The organism is Gordonia sp. McavH-238-E, from assembly GCF_022348225.1.
Taxonomy (GTDB): Bacteria; Actinomycetota; Actinomycetes; order Mycobacteriales; family Mycobacteriaceae; genus Gordonia; species Gordonia terrae.
The window spans coordinates 142836-160716 of sequence record NZ_JAKRFE010000007.1; the positions used below are offsets into that span (position 1 = coordinate 142836).

18 protein-coding genes and 1 tRNA gene are annotated in these 17881 nt (G+C 68.3%); 9 read left to right on the forward strand and 10 right to left on the reverse strand.

Annotated features, from left to right (window positions below; translation table 11 throughout):
• Positions 1 to 16: 16 nt before the first annotated feature.
• The 5 genes from MHN80_RS12220 to MHN80_RS12240 all read right to left on the reverse strand — a co-directional run bounded on the left by MHN80_RS12220 (position 17) and on the right by MHN80_RS12240 (position 4346).
• Positions 17 to 1252, reverse strand: coding sequence for an MFS transporter (locus MHN80_RS12220; protein WP_239401950.1), 1236 nt, complete (start codon positions 1250 to 1252; stop codon positions 17 to 19).
• Entirely contained in the window at positions 1249 to 2823 is a 1575-nt protein-coding gene (locus MHN80_RS12225) for an MFS transporter (RefSeq protein WP_239401952.1), read from the reverse strand. The genes MHN80_RS12220 and MHN80_RS12225 overlap by 4 nt, the downstream gene beginning before the upstream one ends.
• 112 nt (positions 2824 to 2935) lie before the next feature.
• A complete protein-coding gene (locus MHN80_RS12230) occupies positions 2936 to 3697 on the reverse strand; it encodes a TSUP family transporter (RefSeq protein WP_239401954.1) in 762 nt (253 codons plus the stop codon).
• Between the two features lie 8 nt (positions 3698 to 3705).
• Positions 3706 to 4179, reverse strand: a complete 474-nt coding sequence (locus MHN80_RS12235; RefSeq protein ID WP_101821005.1) for a RidA family protein — start codon at positions 4177 to 4179, stop codon at positions 3706 to 3708.
• A 2-nt stretch (positions 4180 to 4181) separates the two neighbouring features.
• Positions 4182 to 4346 (reverse strand): DUF4177 domain-containing protein, encoded by a 165-nt coding sequence (locus tag MHN80_RS12240; protein ID WP_004022081.1) that lies wholly within the window; start codon positions 4344 to 4346, stop codon positions 4182 to 4184.
• Positions 4347 to 4389: 43 nt separating this feature from the next.
• On the opposite strand from MHN80_RS12240, the gene MHN80_RS12245 reads away from it, so the two are divergent.
• Positions 4390 to 5487 carry an ArsA-related P-loop ATPase gene (locus MHN80_RS12245; protein ID WP_239401956.1) on the forward strand — a complete coding sequence of 366 codons (1098 nt, stop codon included), beginning with the start codon at positions 4390 to 4392 and terminating at the stop codon, positions 5485 to 5487.
• Positions 5487 to 6581, forward strand: a complete 1095-nt coding sequence (locus tag MHN80_RS12250) for an ArsA family ATPase (protein ID WP_004022079.1) — start codon at positions 5487 to 5489, stop codon at positions 6579 to 6581. The genes MHN80_RS12245 and MHN80_RS12250 overlap by 1 nt, the downstream gene beginning before the upstream one ends.
• An 18-nt stretch (positions 6582 to 6599) precedes the next feature.
• Here the strand turns inward: MHN80_RS12250 and MHN80_RS12255 are convergent, their stop codons facing one another.
• Positions 6600 to 6908, reverse strand: a complete 309-nt coding sequence (locus MHN80_RS12255; RefSeq protein WP_004022078.1) for a WhiB family transcriptional regulator — start codon at positions 6906 to 6908, stop codon at positions 6600 to 6602.
• 312 nt (positions 6909 to 7220) lie between these two features.
• Between MHN80_RS12255 and MHN80_RS12260 the strand changes: the two genes are divergently transcribed.
• The 4 genes from MHN80_RS12260 to MHN80_RS12275 all read left to right on the forward strand — a co-directional run bounded on the left by MHN80_RS12260 (position 7221) and on the right by MHN80_RS12275 (position 11672).
• On the forward strand, positions 7221 to 9668 hold the full coding sequence (locus MHN80_RS12260) for a penicillin-binding protein (RefSeq protein ID WP_239402179.1): 2448 nt from the start codon (positions 7221 to 7223) through the stop codon (positions 9666 to 9668).
• An 83-nt stretch (positions 9669 to 9751) separates the two neighbouring features.
• Positions 9752 to 10759 (forward strand): metallophosphoesterase, encoded by a 1008-nt coding sequence (locus MHN80_RS12265; RefSeq protein ID WP_004022076.1) that lies wholly within the window; start codon positions 9752 to 9754, stop codon positions 10757 to 10759.
• Positions 10756 to 11481 (forward strand): haloacid dehalogenase type II, encoded by a 726-nt coding sequence (locus MHN80_RS12270; RefSeq protein WP_239401958.1) that lies wholly within the window; start codon positions 10756 to 10758, stop codon positions 11479 to 11481. Before MHN80_RS12265 ends, MHN80_RS12270 begins: the two co-directional genes overlap by 4 nt.
• Positions 11478 to 11672, forward strand: coding sequence for a hypothetical protein (locus MHN80_RS12275; RefSeq protein WP_004022074.1), 195 nt, complete (start codon positions 11478 to 11480; stop codon positions 11670 to 11672). Before MHN80_RS12270 ends, MHN80_RS12275 begins: the two co-directional genes overlap by 4 nt.
• 77 nt (positions 11673 to 11749) lie before the next feature.
• On the opposite strand, the gene MHN80_RS12280 is transcribed toward MHN80_RS12275, so the two are convergent.
• A tRNA-Pro gene (locus MHN80_RS12280) sits at positions 11750 to 11823 on the reverse strand.
• 200 nt (positions 11824 to 12023) lie between these two features.
• Here MHN80_RS12280 and MHN80_RS12285 point away from each other — a divergent pair.
• Together MHN80_RS12285 and MHN80_RS12290 are read left to right on the forward strand one after the other, a co-directional pair.
• Complete coding sequence (locus tag MHN80_RS12285; protein ID WP_004023358.1) at positions 12024 to 12449, forward strand: hypothetical protein; 426 nt, start codon at positions 12024 to 12026, stop codon at positions 12447 to 12449.
• A gap of 149 nt (positions 12450 to 12598) precedes the next feature.
• Positions 12599 to 13213 (forward strand): lipocalin family protein, encoded by a 615-nt coding sequence (locus MHN80_RS12290; RefSeq protein ID WP_239401960.1) that lies wholly within the window; start codon positions 12599 to 12601, stop codon positions 13211 to 13213.
• Between the two features lie 66 nt (positions 13214 to 13279).
• Here MHN80_RS12290 and MHN80_RS12295 read toward each other — a convergent pair whose 3' ends face one another.
• Entirely contained in the window at positions 13280 to 13723 is a 444-nt protein-coding gene (locus MHN80_RS12295) for a helix-turn-helix transcriptional regulator (RefSeq protein ID WP_239401962.1), read from the reverse strand.
• Between the two features lie 213 nt (positions 13724 to 13936).
• Here MHN80_RS12295 and MHN80_RS12300 point away from each other — a divergent pair, with 213 nt between their 5' ends.
• A complete protein-coding gene (locus MHN80_RS12300; RefSeq protein WP_239401964.1) occupies positions 13937 to 15004 on the forward strand; it encodes an acyl-CoA dehydrogenase family protein in 1068 nt (355 codons plus the stop codon).
• Here the strand turns inward: MHN80_RS12300 and MHN80_RS12305 are convergent.
• Together MHN80_RS12305 and MHN80_RS12310 are read right to left on the reverse strand one after the other, a co-directional pair.
• Complete coding sequence (locus MHN80_RS12305) at positions 14991 to 16361, reverse strand: dipeptidase (RefSeq protein ID WP_239401965.1); 1371 nt, start codon at positions 16359 to 16361, stop codon at positions 14991 to 14993. The two genes, MHN80_RS12300 and MHN80_RS12305, sit on opposite strands and share 14 nt — an antisense overlap.
• Positions 16362 to 16415: 54 nt before the next feature.
• Positions 16416 to 17792, reverse strand: a complete 1377-nt coding sequence (locus MHN80_RS12310; RefSeq protein WP_239401966.1) for a DUF2252 domain-containing protein — start codon at positions 17790 to 17792, stop codon at positions 16416 to 16418.
• Between the last annotated feature and the right edge of the window lie 89 nt (positions 17793 to 17881).

Below are 17881 nucleotides of genomic sequence, written 5' to 3' on the forward strand. Positions count from 1 at the left end.
AGCAGTGTGTCGAACCCTAGGCCATCACGGTCCGACGCCGGTCGCGGACACCGTCGAGCACGACGTAGGCCGCGGTCACCACCGCGATCACCGCGGCACCGAGAACCAGCGCCGGGTATCCGAAGGCACCGACGACGATCCCGGCGAGCGCGCCCGCGGCCGCTCCGGCGAGACTCATCGAGGTATCCGAAACGCCCTGCGCCGGTGCACGTCGTGCGGTGTCCACACTGTCGGTGAGCAACGTCGACGCTGCGACCGTAGACGCCGACCATCCGATGCCGAGCAGGACCAGGGCCACGACGAGGCCGGTCTGCGACTCCGCGAAGACGAAGCCGACGACGCAACTGACGACGAGTACCGCCTGACCGCCGAGGATGACCGGGACTCGCCCCGCCCGGTCCGAGAGCAGTCCCATCACCGGTGCGAGCGCGTACATCCCGGCGATGTGCGCGCTGATCGACAGACCGACCAGGGTCACCGAGGCGCCGCCGTGATGCATGTGGACCGGCGTCAGCGCCATGACCCCGACCATGACCGCATGCGCCGACACCACCGCAGCCATCGCCGCGCGGGCCGGCGGTGTGTGCACGATCGCCGAGAACCCCTCGGCCAGCGACACTCTGGCACGCGATCCACCGGTCGCGCCGATCGCCACGACGAGGGGGTCGGGACGCAACCCGACGAAGAGCACGGCGGCGGCGCCGAAACACCCCGCGGCGCCGACGAGGAACGGACCCGACAGCTCGGTCATCGCGAACCACCCCGCGACGGTCGCACCGAGCGGGACGACCGCGGGTCCGATCACCGCGCCGACCATCGTCGTCCACACCACGAGTGAGAGATCGCGCCCCCGTGTTCCCGGCGACGACAGATCGGTCGCGGCGAACCGCGCCTGCAGACTCACCGCACTGCCCGACCCCAGTCCGGCCATGCCGATGAGCATCAGCACGAACCAACCGTGGTCGACCGCCACCGCCACGGTCAGGGTCCCGAATCCGGCGATCAGCAGACCGGTGGTCAACGCGGGACGACGACCGCGCCCGGCTGCCAGGGACGCCAGCGGGAGGCCCGCGGCAGCCGCACCGAGAGTGACCACAGTGGTCGGCAGACCGGCCAGCGAGTCCGTCCCCGACAGTTCCTCACCGAGGATCGCGCCGAGCGCCAGCGCCCCACCCATCGACAACCCGCCCAGGACCTGGGCCACACAGAGCAGCACGACGGTTCGCCGTTGCAGGGCGACAAGCGAACTCATGATCGCCGCCGACCCGCCCCGCTTCTCATCCGCAGCGCGTTGACCGTGCCGAGCACGCCCGCGGCCAACGGGATCACGAGTGCCACCTGGAGCGCGACCGGTCGCACCTCGGTGTTGATGCGGATGATCTCGTCGCGAACGTCCGCGGGCTGACCGGCCAGCAACTCGGTCAGCTGCGTGTTGCTCATCACCTGCGCGTCGTCGTCGAGTACTCGAGCCACCTGTTGCTGTTCCGCGGGTGCCAGGACCGCACTGGACTCCGCCTCGCGGACGAATCCGAAGGCGAGCGACGCCAGCAAGATCGCGCCTGCGCTCGCCAGACCGAAGGACAATCCGAATGACCCGGCCGCAGAGTTCGTCCCGGCGGCCTCGCTCACGCGTTCGTCGCTGATCGGCCCAAGCGTGTAGTCGTTCAGCTGCGAGACGAGCAGTCCCAGACCGGCACCCGCCACGATCAGCGGCACGATCAGACCCCAACCGAAATCCGCCCGCGGCACGATCGGGAGGAGGACGGCGACACCGAGCGTGAGGAGCCCGAAACCGGCGAGCACGATCGTCGACGGGGGCCGGGTGTGCGTCCGCCGCCCGGCGAGCAACGCGACCACGAACATGCTGAGCGACAAGGGTGCCAGTGACAGCCCGGCTTCCATGGCGTCGTACTCGAGGACCATCTGGAGATAGATCGGCAGCGAGATCATGATGCCGCCGAGTGCGATCTGCTGGAGTAGCTGCTGGCTGACGCCCAGACGAAACGGCCTCGAGCGGAACAGATCCGGGTCCAGGAGAGTGGGTCGGCCGGCGCGGCGCCGGCGAATCAACCACCAGGTGAGGCCGACCAGACCCGCGGCTCCGACCACGAGCAGGATGCCAACCGCCTCACCGCCCTCCTGCCAGACGAGGATCCCCAAGACGATCCCGCCCATCCCCAGCACCGACAGCAGCGCTCCGATCGGGTCGACTCCGCGCGGCCCGGTGTACGCGACATCGCGGACCAAACCGATTCCACACAACACGATGGCGATGATCACGACTTCGGCGACGAAGGCCAGGCGCCACGAGAGGTACGTCGTGATGAATCCGCCCAACAGCGGGCCGACCGCGGCCGCGATCGCCGCCGCGGCGCCCACGAGGGCGTACACCCGCTTCTGATCGTCGCCCTGGAAATTGCCGTGTACAAGCGACTGCATCGCGGGAAGGAGGAGCGACGCCCCGATCCCACCGATGATCGCCCAGAAGACGATGATCGTCGTGAGTCCCTGCGCGAGGGCCATGGCGGATGCGCCGACGGCGTAGGCCAGCAATCCGATGACGTACGCCCGCCGCCGGCCGATCAGATCGCCGACCTTGCCGCCGATCAGGATGAACGCCGCGGACACCAGTGCCTCCAGGGCGATCGCCGACTGCACCCCACTCACGGTCGTGTCGAGATCGCGAACCACCGCCGAGATCGACACGTTCATGAACGAGGTGTCCACGACCAGAACGAACATCGCCATCGCGAGCAGCAGCGCGAGCACCCGCTGCTTGCCCGACAGCGGAGCCGCGGTTTCCGAAGTCGCCGAATCGCCCATGGTGCACCGCCTCCACGACAGCCGCGTCACGGCCCGTCCGCCGCGGGCTCGACGAGGAGAGCATAGATCGGCCGGAGCCGTTCCACCCGCCTGTTGCGACGCCCGGCGGCGTTCACCCCGCGATGAGGTCGTACCCGAGCTTCCCCACCATCACCACGACGATGGCCAGCAGGACCCACCGCACGAACGAACTACCCCGTCCGATCGCCATGTGGGATCCGATCTGGGCGCCGATGACGTTGGCGACGGCCAACCCCAACCCCAACAGCCACAGGACATTTCCCTGCAGGCCGAATACCGTGAGCGCACCGAGGTTGGTGCCGGTGTTGACGACCTTCGCCATCGCCGAGCTCTCCAGAAAGCTGGTACCGACCAGCGCGGTCAGGCTGATGATCAGGAACGTGCCGGTCCCCGGTCCCATCACCCCGTCGTAGAAGGCGACGACGACGCCGGCCACCACGAGACCGGCGATCGTCGACACGCGCGAGCGCGGGCCCGCCGACGCGTCACCGCCGAAGCCCGGGTTGAGCGCGACGAACAGTCCGACGCACACCAGCATCACCAGCACGATCGGCGTGAAGATCTCGGTGGGCAGGGCCACGGCCACCGTTGCACCGAGCGCCGAGAAGAACAGCGCCGCGACGAAAACCGGGATCAGCCGACGAAGATCGACCCGGACATGACGCGTGTAGCGCCATGCCGCCGACGCAGTGCCGAACACCGCCGCGAGTTTGTTGGTTCCCAGGGCCGTCGCGGTGGGCAACCCCGGTTGAACGATCAACATCGCCGGGATCAGGACGAGTCCACCGCCGCCGACCACGGCGTCGACCCAGCCCGCCGCGGCGGCCGCGGCGATCAGGAGTGCGACGTCCAAGGCGGACGTCAGGCCACTTCGACGATCAGTTCCACCTCGACGCACGCACCGAGCGGCAGTTCGGCGACACCGACGGCAGAGCGGGCGTGCACCCCGGCGTCACCGAAGATCTCGCCGAGGACATCCGAGGCTCCGTTGATCACGCCGGGCTGACCGGTGAAACCGGGGGCGGACGCGACGAACCCGACGACCTTGATCACCCGCACGATCGAGTCGATCCCGACCAGCGCGTCGATCGCCGCCAGTGCGTTGAGCGCGCAGACCCGGGCTGCCGCAGTCGCATCCTCCGGTTGAACGATGCCCTCGGCGCCCTCGTGGACCTTGCCGCGCGCCGACAGCTCGCCGTCGACGACGGGCAGCTGACCCGAGGTGTAGACGAGGTTGCCGGTGCGCACCGCCGGGGTGTAGCTCGCCACCGGCGGCACCACGGACGGCAGCTCGATGCCCAGCTCGACGAGACGATCGGTCCACGTGGTCGCCATGGTCAGCCCTTCGGTCGCTTCAGGTACGCGACGTGCTGCTCGCCGGTCGGACCGGGCAGAACCGAAACCAGTTCCCAGCCATCGGCGCCCCACTGATCGAGGATCTGCTTCGTGGCGTGCGTCAGCAGCGGCACGGTCACGTATTCCCACGCGGTCACTTCACTCATGGACTCACCCTATCTGGCGACGGTGAATGGATAAGGTGTTGCCGTGGCCAATGAACAGGGCTCGCGATCCGGGTCGGGTGAGTCGCTCGATTCCGGCGTGACAGACGACGCTTCCGGCAGCGGTGCGACAGACGCTTCGTCCGTCGCGGGTGGGAACGAGTGGCCTGCGGCCGCCGCCCGCGCCCGCCTGCACTTCGTGTCCGGCAAAGGCGGCACCGGCAAGACCACGGTCGCGGCCGCGCTGGCGCTGGCGCTGGCCGCCGACGGCAAGAAGGTCCTCCTCGTCGAGACCGAGGGACGCCAGGGCATCGCGCAGGTCTTCGACATCCCGCCGTTGCCGCCGACCGACACCCGCATCGCGACGGCCGAGGGCGGCGGCGAGGTGTCCGCGCTGGCCATCGACATCGAGCATGCCCTGCTCGAGTACCTCGACATGTTCTACAACCTCGGCTTCGCCGGCCGCGCGATGAAGCGGATCGGTGCCATCGACTTCGTCACGACCGTCGCTCCCGGCCTTCGCGACGTGTTGCTCACCGGCAAGATCAAAGAGCGGATCATCCACACCGACAAGCAGGGCAACCGTGTGTACGACGCGGTGGTCGTGGATGCCCCGCCGACCGGACGCATCGGGAATTTCCTCGACGTCACGCAGGCGATGGCCGATCTCGCCAAGACCGGCCCGATCCGCAACCAGAGCGAAGGCGTGGTCCGGCTCCTGCATTCGGAGGAGACGATCATCCACCTCGTGACGCTCCTCGAGGCCATGCCGATCCAGGAGACCATCGAGGCCATCGACGAGCTCCGGGGCAAGAACCTCACTCTGGGCAGCCTCGTCATCAACCGCGTGAGCGCGCCCCATCTGCCCTCCGACGTGATCGACGAGATCGCCGAGGGCCGGATCGACGCGGGGCGAGTGGAGGACAGCCTGACCGCGGCCGGACTCAAGCTCGCCGACGGGGATCTGGCCGGCCTGCTCACCGAGACCATCGAGCACGCGACCCGGCTGCAGGCGCAGCAGATCGCCAAGGCGCAGCTCGACGAGGTCGAATTGCCGACGCTCGAACTCCCGTCCCTCGGCGACGGCGTCGACCTGGGATCCATCTACGAGCTGGCCAACCTCCTCCAGAAAGCGGGTGCGTGATGCCACTCGACCTCAAGATGGGCTCGGTGCTCACCGATCCGTCGACGCGCGTCGTGATCTGTTGTGGCGCGGGCGGAGTCGGCAAGACGACCACCGCGGCCGCGATGGCCATGTACGCCGCCGAGCAGGGCCGGACCGTGGCGGTGCTGACGATCGACCCGGCCAAGCGTCTGGCCCAGTCCCTCGGGATGTCCGAACTCACCAACGATCCGCAACCGGTGGCGATCGACGGCAAGGGCACGCTCGACGCGATGATGCTCGACATGCGACGCACCTTCGACGAGATGGTGCTCGAGTACTCCTCCCCCGAGCGGGCCGAGGCGATCATGGAGAACGCCTTCTATCAGACCGTGGCCTCGTCGTTCTCCGGCACGCAGGAGTACATGGCGATGGAGAAGCTCGGCAAGCTGCTGGAACAGGACCACTGGGATCTGATCGTCGTCGACACCCCGCCGTCGCGGAACGCGCTCGACTTCCTCGACGCGCCACAGCGACTGGGTTCGTTTCTCTCCGGCCGCCTGATGAAGGTGCTGGTCGGCGGCGGCCGCGGGGTCGGCCGCATGGTCACCGGCGCGATGAGCCTGGCCATGCGCGGTGTCGCGACGATCATCGGCGGCGACATGCTCCGCGACGTCGCGATGTTCGTGCAGTCGCTGGACTCGATGTTCGGCGGCTTCCAGGACCGTGCCGCGAAGACCTACGCCCTGCTCAAGCAGCCGGGCACCCAGTTCGCGGTCGTCGCCGCCGCGGAGGCCGACGCCCTGCGGGAGGCCGCGTTCTTCGTCGACCGCCTGTCCGAGGAGTCGATGCCGCTCGCCGGGTTGATCCTCAACCGGACCCATCCGAACCTGACGTCGATCCACGAGGAGGCCGCGTTGGTCGCCCTCGACTCGGTGACCGACGACCTCACCCGGGGAGTCCTCCGGATTCACGCCGATCGGGCGGCCACGGGGAAACGCGAACTCCATCTGCTGCAACGATTCACGGCGTCGCATCCGCGGGTACCGATCGTCGGGGTGCCGGCGCTGCCGTTCGAGGTCGCGGACGTGACCGCGCTGCGAGCGGTGGCCGAGCAGATCACCGGCCGCGGCTGATCACTGCTCCCCCTGAGTTCAGACCGCGTCGCGGTGGCGCCGACGCTGCGCGGCGAAGAACGCCGACCAGGATGTGACCTCGGGGTGCTGGCGGAGGAGTGCACGGCGCTGGCGTTCGGTCAATCCGCCCCACACGCCGAACTCGACACGGTTGTCGAGCGCGTCGGCGCCGCATTCGAGCTGCACCGGGCAGTGGCGGCAGATCGTGGCGGCTTTGCGCTGGGCCGCGCCTCGCACGAACAGATCGTCGGGGTCTCCCCCTCTACACCGCGCCTGAGCAACCCACGCCAAGCGATCCTCTTCGTTGGAAACTGCCGCTGTCGCCATCCGCCACCCCTACCTGTCGTATCTGCGTAGCTGCGAGAACGTCTCAACCTCGCTGCTCAAGCCACATTCGCAGCGAACTGTTAAGTGAGTCACATTCTGCACTCAATCTAGGGATCTGTGCTGGGGGGCGCAACCCCTGGAAGCAACAAAGTGGGACAACCGTGCAAACTCATCCGTTCGGACGGTCCGCGATCACCCTGTCGCGCGGACGCACCCCGCCGCCCCGGGAACTCCGGTCGACCCGGTCATCGTCGTCGCCGCGGGCGAGTGCAGGGAGGTGTTCGGGAAGAACGCACGTATCCTGTCGGGGTGATGTCGAAGAAACTGTGGTCGCTGGCGTGGGCGAGCCTGCTGGCCGGAGTTCTCGTCGCCGGTCTGCTCTATCCCGTGGCCAGCGGAATCGGGGTCGTCTCCAACCGAGCGGCGGCCGCGGTCGAGAACGTGTCCTCCGAACTCCTCAACGGCACGTTGCCAGAGGTCACCACGATGACCGATGTCGATGGGAAGCCGATCGCGGTGCTGTTCGACCAGTACCGCTATCAGGTGGGCTACAACGACATCTCGCCCGACATGATCCGCGCGATCATCTCGGTCGAGGACCGACGGTTCCTCGAACACGACGGCGTCGACTGGAAGGGCACCATCCGTGCCGCGCTGAAGAACTCGTCGTCGGGCGAGGTCCAGCAGGGTGCGTCGACCCTCGATCAGCAGTACATCAAGAACTACCAGCTCCTCGTGCTCGCCCGGACCGAGGCCGATCGCCAGGCCGCGGTGGAGACCACGCCCGCGCGCAAGCTCCGCGAGGTGCGGATGGCGCTGACCCTCGAGCAGACCCTCATCGATCAGGCCAAGCGCGACAAGGGACTCGACGACGCCGCTGCCAAGCAGGAGGCGAAGAAGCAGATCGTCACCCGGTACCTGAACGTGGTGCCGTTCGGCAACAACGCCTACGGCATCGAGGCCGCCGCGCAGACCTACTTCGGCATCCCCGCCAAGGACCTCCGGGTCGAGCAGGCCGCGCTGCTCGCCGGTATGGTCCAGTCCAGCTCCGCGCTGAACCCGTACTCCAACCCCGAGGCCTCCCTCGCCCGCCGGAACGTCGTGCTGGACACGATGATCGAGAACTTCCCGGAACGACGTGACGAGCTGATCGCGGCCAAGGAGAAGCCGCTCGGCGTGCTGCCGCGCCCGCAGACCCCGACGCAGGGATGCATCGCGGCGGACAACAACGGCTTCTTCTGCGACTACGCCCTGCAGTTCCTGGCCGAGAACGGCATGTCCCGCAACTCGGTCCTGCGCGGCGGCTACATCATCCAGACCACGCTCGACCCCGAGGTCCAGCGTTCCACCGTGCGGGCGGTCAAGGCACAGGCCAGCCCGACCGCCGACGGTGTCGCCGACGTGATGAGCACGCTGCGCCCCGGCAAGAAGTCGCACGACGTGCTGTCGATGGCGTCGAGCCGCGATTACGGCCTCGACCTCGGCGCCGGCGAGACGATGCAACCCCAGCCGTTCTCGATGGTCGGCGACGGCGCCGGCTCGGTGTTCAAGATCTTCACCGTCGCCGCCGCGATGGAGAAGGGTCTCGGCGCGGGATCCAACATCCCCGTCCCCGGCTCCATCGCCGTGGAGGGCATGGGCAACAGCGGTGGGGCCAACGGTTGTCCCGTCAACGCCTACTGCGTCAAGAACGACGGCCGGTATCCGGCCTCGATGTCGGTGACCAACGCCCTGGCGCAGTCGCCGAACACCGCGTTCGTGAAGCTGCTCCAGCAGGTCGGCGTCAAGCCCGCGGTCGACATGGCCGTTCGCCTGGGCCTGCGCTCGTACACCATCCCCGGATCGTCGGGTTACGGCGAGAAGAGCATGGCCCAGTACGTCAAGGACGGGAACTTCGGCTCCTTCACCCTCGGCCCCCTACCGCTCAACGGTCTCGAGCTCGCCAATGTCGCCGCGACCATCGCGTCGGGCGGCACGTGGTGCCCGCCGAACCCGATCAGGGCGATCAGCCGGATCAAGCGGGACCAGTACGGCAACCCGGTCATCGGACCGGACGGCCAGCGCGCCCTGACCGCGGTCCCGTTCACCCCTCCCCCGTGTGAGCAGGTCGTGGACGAGGGACTCGCGCACACCCTCGCCAACGCGATGAGCAAGGACGACGTGGGCGGCGGCACCGCGGCCGGTGCGGCCGGCTCGGCGGGCTGGACCCTGCCGATGTCGGGCAAGACCGGTACCACCGAGGCGCACCGCTCGTCGGCGTTCGTGGGCTTCACCAACCAGATCGCCGGTGCCGCATACGTCTACAGCGACGGCCCCAACCCGCAGGGCGTGTGCAGCAGCCCGCTGCGGTCCTGCTACGACGGCGACCTCTACGGCGGTATGGAACCCGCGCGCACGTGGTTCCAGGCCGTCAAGCCGGTAGCGACGAAGTTCGGTCCCGTCAACCTGCCCCCGGTCGATCGGGAGTACTGGAACGGGAGCGATCGAGGGCGCATCCCGCAGGTCAGCGGCCTCCCTGCGAGCGAGGCCACGTCGCGCTTGCAAGGCGCCGGATTCAAGGTCAGCGAACTCGACGTCGACAGCGGACGTCCGCAGGGCACCGTGGTCTTCACCGCGCCGTCCGACTCGGCCATGCCCGGCAGCACCGTGACGATCTACGTCAGCAACGGCCGCCGTGCCGGTGGCGACGACGGCGGTCCCACCGAGACGACGGTCGTCGTGCCCGGCGTCGGACCGGTGGTGATCCAGCTCCCGGGCTGATCGCGATCGGACGGTCGACGACCCGCCCGCGCCGCCGGGGAAACGGGGGCGGAACCGGCGCGCGGGATGCGTATCCTGGGGGGATGCAGCACTCCGAACTCGACATCGCACGCCTCGGCATCCCCCGCCTCGGTCCGTCCGGTTCCGGGGTACCCGTCCGCGCTCTGGCCGGCGCCGCGGGACTCGCCGCGGCCGGGCTGTTCTACTCGACGGTGATCGAGCGCAACGCATTCGCGCTGCGACACACGACGCTGTCGGTCCTCGAACCCGGCGCCTCCCCGCTGCGGGTCCTGCACATCAGCGATCTGCACATGATGCCCGGCCAGCGGCTGAAGCAGGCGTGGATCGCCGAGCTCGAGGCGCTCGAACCGGACCTCGTCGTCAACACCGGAGACAATCTCGCGCACCCGCAGGCGGTCCCGTCGGTGATCCAGGCGCTCGGCGGCCTGCTGTCGCGGCCCGGCCTGTTCGTGTTCGGGTCCAACGACTACTTCGGTCCCAAGCCCAAGAACCCGCTCAAGTACTTCAAGAAAGACCACCAGCGCACGCAGGGCGAGCCGCTGCCGTGGCAGGACCTGCGGGCCGCGTTCACTGAACGTGGATGGCTCGACGCGACGCACACGGTCCGGGAGCTCGAGGTCAGCGGCGTACGGGTCGTCGCGGCCGGCGTCGACGATCCACACATCGAGCGGGACCGCTACGAGACGATCGCCGGACGCCCCAACCCACTGGCCCATCTGCGGCTCGGTCTGACCCACTCGCCCGAGCCGCGGGTCCTCGACCGGTTCGCTGCCGACGGTTATGACCTGGTCATGGCCGGTCACACGCACGGTGGGCAGCTCTGTCTGCCGTACTTCGGCGCGCTGGTGACGAACTGCCAGCTCGATCGGTCCCGGGTGAAGGGCCCGTCGAGCTGGGGCTCCTCGATGAAACTGCACGTGAGCGCCGGCCTGGGTACCTCGCCGTACGCTCCGGCACGCTTCTGCTGCCGTCCGGAGGCCAGCCTTCTCACCCTCACGCCCGTGTCCCACGGCGACGCCGACTACGACGCCGACCAGTCGCTGCCGCAGCTGGCCCGGGAGACCATGTGAGCGCTGACCTTCATCCCCGTGTGAAGGTCCTCGCTTTCGACACCTTCGGAACGGTCACCGACTGGTTCACCGGCATCTCCGACTCCGTCCGCGAGACCGTCCCGGGTGTCGACGCCGCGTCGTTCGCCAAGGACTGGCGGCGCCGGTATTCGCCGATCCTGGCTCGCGTCGAATCCGGCGAGCTGCCGTGGCGCCGCCTCGACGATCTGCAGACCGAGACCCTGCAGGAGGTCGCCGCACTGCACGACGTGTCGCTCGACGACGCGCAGGCCCGCTCTCTCGTCCGTGCCTGGCGGACGATCCCCGGCTGGCCGGACGCCGCCGACGGCCTCCGGCGCCTCAAACGCGATCACATCATCTGCGCGCTGAGCAACGGGACCGTCGCCCTGCTCACCGACATGGCCCGGCACAACGGATTCCCCTGGGACGTCATCGGCGGTTCCGACCTCTGGCGGCACTACAAGCCGGCGCGCGAGACCTATTGCGGGCTGGCCGATCTCCTTGAGGTCGAACCAGCCGAGGTGATGATGGTGGCAACCCACCAGAGCGATCTCGACGCCGCCCGGTCCTTCGGACTGCGGACGGCGTTCATCGAGCGGCCCGATGAGTGGGGCGGGGACGAGAAAGACGACTCCGGTTCGCCGGACAACGACTACCACGCCACGGATCTGCTCGACCTCGCGCGTCAGCTGAACCGCGCCGAGAGCGTCGCCCCCGGATGACCCTCGAGGACCTGCTGCGCTGGGAGGACTCCGGGGCGTCGTGGCGGGTGGTCCACCACGGACCGGCCGGGGTGACGCTGGGCCTGCTCCGCTGCGACGGTGGCGAGGAAGTCGACCGCGTCCTCACCGACGACCCGATCATTCTGGCCCACATCGGTGGTCGGCTCTCCTCGGAGGACGAGCCGGAGTGACCCGGCGACCTGCAGAAACGAGGAGACCCCGACCGGATGTCTCCGGTCAGGGTCTCGTCTGCAATCTCAACCTTGCGTCGGGGTGGCGGGATTCGAACCCACGACCTCTTCGTCCCGAACGAAGCGCGCTACCAAGCTGCGCCACACCCCGTGTGTAGCCTGCGATAGCTTATACCCCACTGTGGTCGAGTACTAAATCGCCTGGTCAAAGATGTGCCCGGTCTGGCTCGAATGCTGTGCGAAAGTGCCTCCCGCACCTCATTCTTGTTGTGGTCCATCCGTACCAGTGCCGCCGCGCCGTCGGTCGGGACCAGGGAGTCGGCGTACAACCACTGAAAGGACACGCCAACCATGAGCGCTTCCCCGGATCAGCAGGCCAACTCGTCTGCCAAGCAGGGTTTCGCATTCGGGATCGCGATCGTAGCCGCCGCGCTGCTCTTCGTAGCCGGCTTGGTCTCGATCTTCCAGGGCATCTCAGCCATCGCCAACGATGAACTGTTCGTCGCCGGACCCCAGTACATCTGGCAGTTCGACCTCACCACCTGGGGCTGGATCCACCTGATCCTCGGCATCGTCGGGGTCCTGGTCGCCGGTGGCCTCGCCGTGGGCGCCGACTGGGCGCGCATCTCCGCGATCATCATCGCGTCGCTGTCGATCATCGCGCAGTTCCTGTGGCTGCCCTACTACCCCGCGTGGGCCATCCTGATCATCGTCCTGGATCTGATCGTGATCTGGGCCGTCTCCACCTGGAATCCCACCAACGAATACAACCTGTGACCGACCGGCCACTGACGCAGTGAGAACACTTCGCTGAGACGAGGGCTGCGGGGACCGACCAATCCACGACGCGCATCCGGTCCGAATCGTCTGGTGACGCTGCTCCACCTCGAGAGCCGCGCGACGACGTTTCGCCCGAAAGGAACACCATGCGCATCACCCGGTCCCTTGCAGCCCTTGTCGCAGGCGTAGTCCTCAGCGTCGGCTTCGCATCCGGAGCCGGCCCGGCGCAAGCGGCGCCGCTGGCCCCCGTGGCGAAGGTCGAGGTGGACCGTTACCTCGGTAAGTGGTGGCAGCTGGCGACAGTGCCGTCGTTCTTCGGCGTCACCTGCGCCCGGGACACCAGCGCGACCTACACCTACATCGACGCCACGACGATCGGCGTCGACAACCAGTGCACCGGCCCCACCGGCATGCGCGGAGGCGTCGTCGGGCGCGCGACCGTCGTCGACCCGCAGACCAATGCGCAACTGAGCGTTCGCTTCCCGCAGACCCCGGGCAGCATCAACCCCGGCGGCGCGCCCAACTACATCGTCGCCTATCTCGAGGACGGCCCGAACCCGACCGGCCCCTACCGGTATGCGATCGTCGGTGATCCCACCCGGGGATCGGGATTTCTGCTCTCCCGCGACAAGGTGGTCCCCAACTCGGAGCTGCGTCGATTGACCAAGGAGATCGAGAAGGTCGGGTACAACCCGTGCACCTTCCTGGTGTCTCCGACCACCGGCGGACGCAGCGACTACTCGCCCTTGTGCACGGTGTGACGGCCACCGTCAGACGATGACCACAGACTCCGGCGCAGGCACGAAAGTGTTTGCGCCGGAGCTTTTTCAGCTTGCCTCGGCGTCCGGCCCGGGCATCGGCGCGGTGCGGCGGAACTCGTCGGGGGTGCACCCGAACTTCGACCGGAAACGGTTGCGCATCGTCGCCGTCGAGGCGAAGCCGGACGCGTGCGCGATGGCCTCGAGTTTCAGATTGCCCGGCCCCATGAGCAATCCCTGGGCCCATTCCAGGCGGCGGTCGGCGATCATCTCCGCGAGCGAGGTGGTGCCGCCGGCGAGGACCCGGTAGAGGTGCCGGCGACTCACGTGCAGGTGCCGGGCGACGATCTCGACGCTGAAGTCGGGATCACGGAAGTTGCGCTCGATGAGGTCGGTGACCGCGGCGCGCAAGTACCGCTCACTCGTCCGCATATCCGACCGCGGAGCACCCGAATTCGATTCCGGCACTACGCGTATCGACTGCACGTCCCGACCATTGAGGATTGCGGTCACCTGGGTTCCTTCCACACGAAGACTGCTCCCACCCGATACACGAGCTTATCGACGCTCACGTCGCCGGTCTTGGGCCTTTGGTCCCACTTTCAAGGATTCTGGTCCCGGGATCGTGCTGCGCCACGACGGGTTCCGTGAGCCAGGGCGGCGCCAGACCGGGTCAGACGTCCAACTCTGGAGGCCGGCGGGAGCACGCGTCGTAGGGTGAGAACCGTGACCACCGACGACGCCGCAGACGCACGACGCGTCGAGCTCCGGGCGGCCGCGCTCAGGATCGCCGATGAGGTCTTGTTCCCGGCGGCCGGAGAGGTGGACCGTACCGGCACAGTGCCCGAAGCGCACTGGCAGGCGCTGGCCGACGCCGGCCTGTACGGGATGGCCGCGCCGGTCGAGGCCGGTGGGCCGGGACTCGAGTTCGGTCAGATCACCGAGATCCTGGAGGTACTGACCAGCGGTTGTCTCGCCACCGCCTTCACCTGGATTCAGCATCACGGCGTCGTGTTGGCCCTGTCCCGGACCACGAACGCCGACCTACGAGCGGAATTCCTCGAAGCGACCGTGGCCGGACGACTGCGTGCGGGGGCCGCCTATGCCGGGGTCGTCCCCACGCCGCCACGGATGTCCGCGACGGCCACCGCCGACGGCTGGCTGCTCACCGGTCACGCTCCCTTCGTCAGCGGCTGGGGCGACCTCGACCTCCTGCAGATCTCGGCACGCGACGCCGGCACCGACGATGTCGTGTCCGCGATCGTGCGCATGTCCGATCTCCTCGACGGCTCGTCGGCCCGCGCGGTGCAGGCCACACCCGTCGACCTGTCCGCTGCCGCCGGGACGAAGACGGTGTCGCTGCACGTCGACGGCCTCATCGTCCCCGTCGATCGGGTGGTGACCCGAGTGGGCCTCGCGGAGTTCTTCGCGAACCAGAACGTCGGCGTCCGGCTCAACGGCACCCTCCCGTTCGGACTCCTGCGCCGATGCACCGCGCTGCTCGACGTCAGCGGGCACGACCGTGAAGCCCGTGCGCTGCGTGAACGCGCCGACGTCGTGCGAACCGCACTCGACGCCGGGATGGCGGATGCCACCGCGTTGCTGGCAGCCCGGGCCGACGCCGCCCGCCTGGCACTCGACGCCGCCGCCGCGCTGGTGTCCGCGGACGGCGGACGCGCACTCGTGCGCGGGAGTCATTCCGAGCGACTGTTCCGCGAAGCCGCGTTCATCCTGGTCGCCGCGAGTCGACCGGAGCTGAAAAACGCGCTGCTGCAGCTCTTCAGCGGTAGGTGAAGTCGCGCAGGAAGATGGCCTCGGCCAGCGCGATCCGTTCGATCTCCGAAGGGTCGACGCTCTCGTTGGGTGCGTGGATCAGGCAGCGCGGCTCCTCGACACCGAAGAGCATGATCTCGGCGTCGGGGTACAGCGACTGGAGAACGTTGCACAACGGGATCGACCCGCCCTGTCCCTGGATCAGCACCTCACTGCCGTAGGCGGTCGACATCGCGTCGGTGAGTGTGTCGTACGCCGGGCCGCTGGTGGACCCGACGAACGGCGCCCCGACCGCCTCGCGTTCGAAGGACACCCGTGCGTTCCAGGGCGTGACCCCGCGGAGATGCTCGATCAGTGCGTCCTGCGCATGCGTGGGGTCCATCCCCGGCGGCACCCGGAGATTGATCCGCGCCCGCGCCCGCGGCTGCACGGCCGCCGACGATCCGACCACCGGTGGGCAGTCGATACCGAGCACCGTGGCGGCCGGCCGCGCCCACACCATGTCCGACACCGATCCCGATCCGACCAGTTCGACCCCGTCGAGAACCGTTGCATCGCCCCGGAATCGCTCGGGCGGGTAGGACACCCCAGACCAGCGGGCATCGGCGTCGAGTCCACTGACGGTGGTGTTGCCGCGCTCGTCACGCAGGGTGGCGAGCATCGAGATGAGGGCGGCGAGGGCATCCGGCGCGGCGCCGCCGAACATCCCGGAGTGCATGGCCGACCCGAGCGTCTCCACGGACACCACGATGTTCGCGATACCGCGCAGGGTGGTCGTCAGGCTCGGTTTCCCGACGGCGAAGTTGCCGGAGTCCGCGATCAGGATGGCATCGGCCGCAAGCAGTTCCGGATTCCGTTTCGCGAAGTCCTCGAGGCCGCCGGTCCCCTGCTCCTCCGAGCCCTCGCCGATGATCTTCACCGTCACCCCGGCCCGGCCGGCAAGTGCCCGCAGCGCGGTGAGGTGTACCGCGATGTTGCCTTTGCAGTCCGCCGCTCCGCGCCCGAACCAGCGACCGTCGCGCTCGGTCAATTCCCACACGGGAGAATCCCATTCGTCGTCACCGAGGGGCGGTTGGACGTCGTGGTGAAAGTAGAGCAGGACGGTCGGTGCGCCCTCCGGGCCGGGAATCGATCCGGTGACCGCCTTGCTCCCGTCGCTCGTGACGTGTGCGGCGATGTCCTCCACGCCGACGTCCCGGAACGCCGCCAGCAGCCAGTCGACCATCCCGTCGCACTCCTCGACGGGGAACTGATGCGGATCGTGCACCGACCGGAAGCCGACCATCTCCGCGAGATCTGACTTCGCCTGCGGCATCAGCGCGGCCACCTGGTCACGCAGTTCGATGTCCCTGTCGTGCTCTCGCGCAGTCGATTCCACCGGCGATCTCCCGTCTGTCCTCGAATCGGGCGGTCCCGGCCGAACGGACGGGACTCAGCTCTTTCCCTCGGCCGCCAGGTCGTACACCTCGAGTTCACCGCGGCCGATGGCCTCCATCATCCTCGAATGGTCGGAGTCGTTGAGATCCGCGTAGCCGATCGAGAACTCGGCGATGGCCTCGCCGAAGCCCTTGGTGGTTTCCAGGTACTCGGCGATCCGGAAGCGGCTCGCGGTGCGCGCATGCGCCTGACCCAGGACCAGACCGCACAACTGCGCATACAACTTCATGCCCTCCGGGCTCAGGGCCTCGACGACCACCGAACCCTTGCCATCCCGCAATTGGCGCACGTAGAAGTCGCGTCGCTCGCCGTTCTCGTCGGTCCCCGTCGACCAGCCGAGGAACAGATCGCTGGTCGCCTGGAGCAGTCGCTGACCCTCGACCACGCGCTGGCCCTGGTTGTCGAAGCCGGACGCAGGCACATGGTCGGCGAGAACCGAGCGTTGCGCTTCCTTGACCTGGAGGAAGAGCGGGTCACCCATCTCCTCGCCGGTGAGCAGGATGATCCATGCCCGCGTACCGACGCTGCCGACGCCCACCACCTTGAACGCGATGTCGACGATCTCGAACTGGTCGAGGAGCGCCGCCACGTGCAGGGGCACGGTGTCGCGGTAGGCACTGATCCGCTCGCGGACCCGCTCCGCGACGACGTCGGCGGTCTCCGCCGGGAACCGTTCGTGCAGGGGGACCAGAAGCGGAGGGTCACTGCGGATGTGCGCCGTACCGTCGGCGTCGATCACGCAGAGCTTCGCAAGGGCCTGGGCACTGTCGCGGTGACGCGCCTTCTTGAGGGCCTTCTGCGTACGCTCACTCATCGACGTGTCGAGCTTCGGACCGAAATCCGTCAGGAAGTCGTCGGCGTCGATGCCGGCGTACCAGTTCTCGAGCGTCGTCTGCGTGGCGCTGCGCGCGATGGCCCGCCGGTACGACTTGGCGACGGTCTTGGCGACCTTGCGGTTGACCGCGTCGTCGAATCCGTTGTTGCGTCCGGCGATCGCGAAGCTCGCCGCGAGGCGTTTGACGTCCCACTCGAACGGGCCGACGTGCGTCTCGTCGAAGTCGTTGAGGTCGAACACCATTCGACGTTCGGGGCTGAAGAAGAGACCGAGATTGCTGAGGTGTGCGTCGCCACAGAGTTGCGTGATGATCCCGGTGTCCGGGGTTCGCGACAGATCGTCGGACATCACCGCGGCCGCACCGCGGTAGAAGGTGAACGGGGTGGCCGACATCCGGGCGTGCCGCACCGGGATCAGGTCGGCGACCCGGGTCTGTGCCTGCGCCGCCAGGATTTTCAGCGGGTCGGCGCGCTCGGTCGGCGTGGGGCACGCGGCGAGTTCGGCAGCGGTGGGCAGGGTGGAGAGGGATGTCGCCACGGGCGCTCCTTCACGTCGGTGCGGCCCCGCCACCGGGCGGAGTTGCAGTTCTCCGGGTCCCGTTCGGAACCCGCGGTGAACCGCCGCGA

Bases quoted from the DNA above. Each gene is read 5' to 3' on its own strand.
- MHN80_RS12255 (WP_004022078.1), bottom strand. From the start codon at position 6,908: ATGGCGACAGCGGCAGTTTCCAACGAAGAGGATCGCTTGGCGTGGGTT.
- MHN80_RS12225 (WP_239401952.1), bottom strand. From the start codon at position 2,823: ATGGGCGATTCGGCGACTTCGGAAACCGCGGCTCCGCTGTCGGGCAAG.
- MHN80_RS12250 (WP_004022079.1), top strand. From the start codon at position 5,487: ATGCCACTCGACCTCAAGATGGGCTCGGTGCTCACCGATCCGTCGACG.
- MHN80_RS12220 (WP_239401950.1), bottom strand. From the start codon at position 1,252: ATGAGTTCGCTTGTCGCCCTGCAACGGCGAACCGTCGTGCTGCTCTGT.
- MHN80_RS12240 (WP_004022081.1), bottom strand. From the start codon at position 4,346: ATGAGTGAAGTGACCGCGTGGGAATACGTGACCGTGCCGCTGCTGACG.
- MHN80_RS12235 (WP_101821005.1), bottom strand. From the start codon at position 4,179: ATGGCGACCACGTGGACCGATCGTCTCGTCGAGCTGGGCATCGAGCTG.
- MHN80_RS12285 (WP_004023358.1), top strand. From the start codon at position 12,024: ATGAGCGCTTCCCCGGATCAGCAGGCCAACTCGTCTGCCAAGCAGGGT.
- MHN80_RS12260 (WP_239402179.1), top strand. From the start codon at position 7,221: ATGTCGAAGAAACTGTGGTCGCTGGCGTGGGCGAGCCTGCTGGCCGGA.
- MHN80_RS12275 (WP_004022074.1), top strand. From the start codon at position 11,478: ATGACCCTCGAGGACCTGCTGCGCTGGGAGGACTCCGGGGCGTCGTGG.
- MHN80_RS12265 (WP_004022076.1), top strand. From the start codon at position 9,752: ATGCAGCACTCCGAACTCGACATCGCACGCCTCGGCATCCCCCGCCTC.
- MHN80_RS12290 (WP_239401960.1), top strand. From the start codon at position 12,599: ATGCGCATCACCCGGTCCCTTGCAGCCCTTGTCGCAGGCGTAGTCCTC.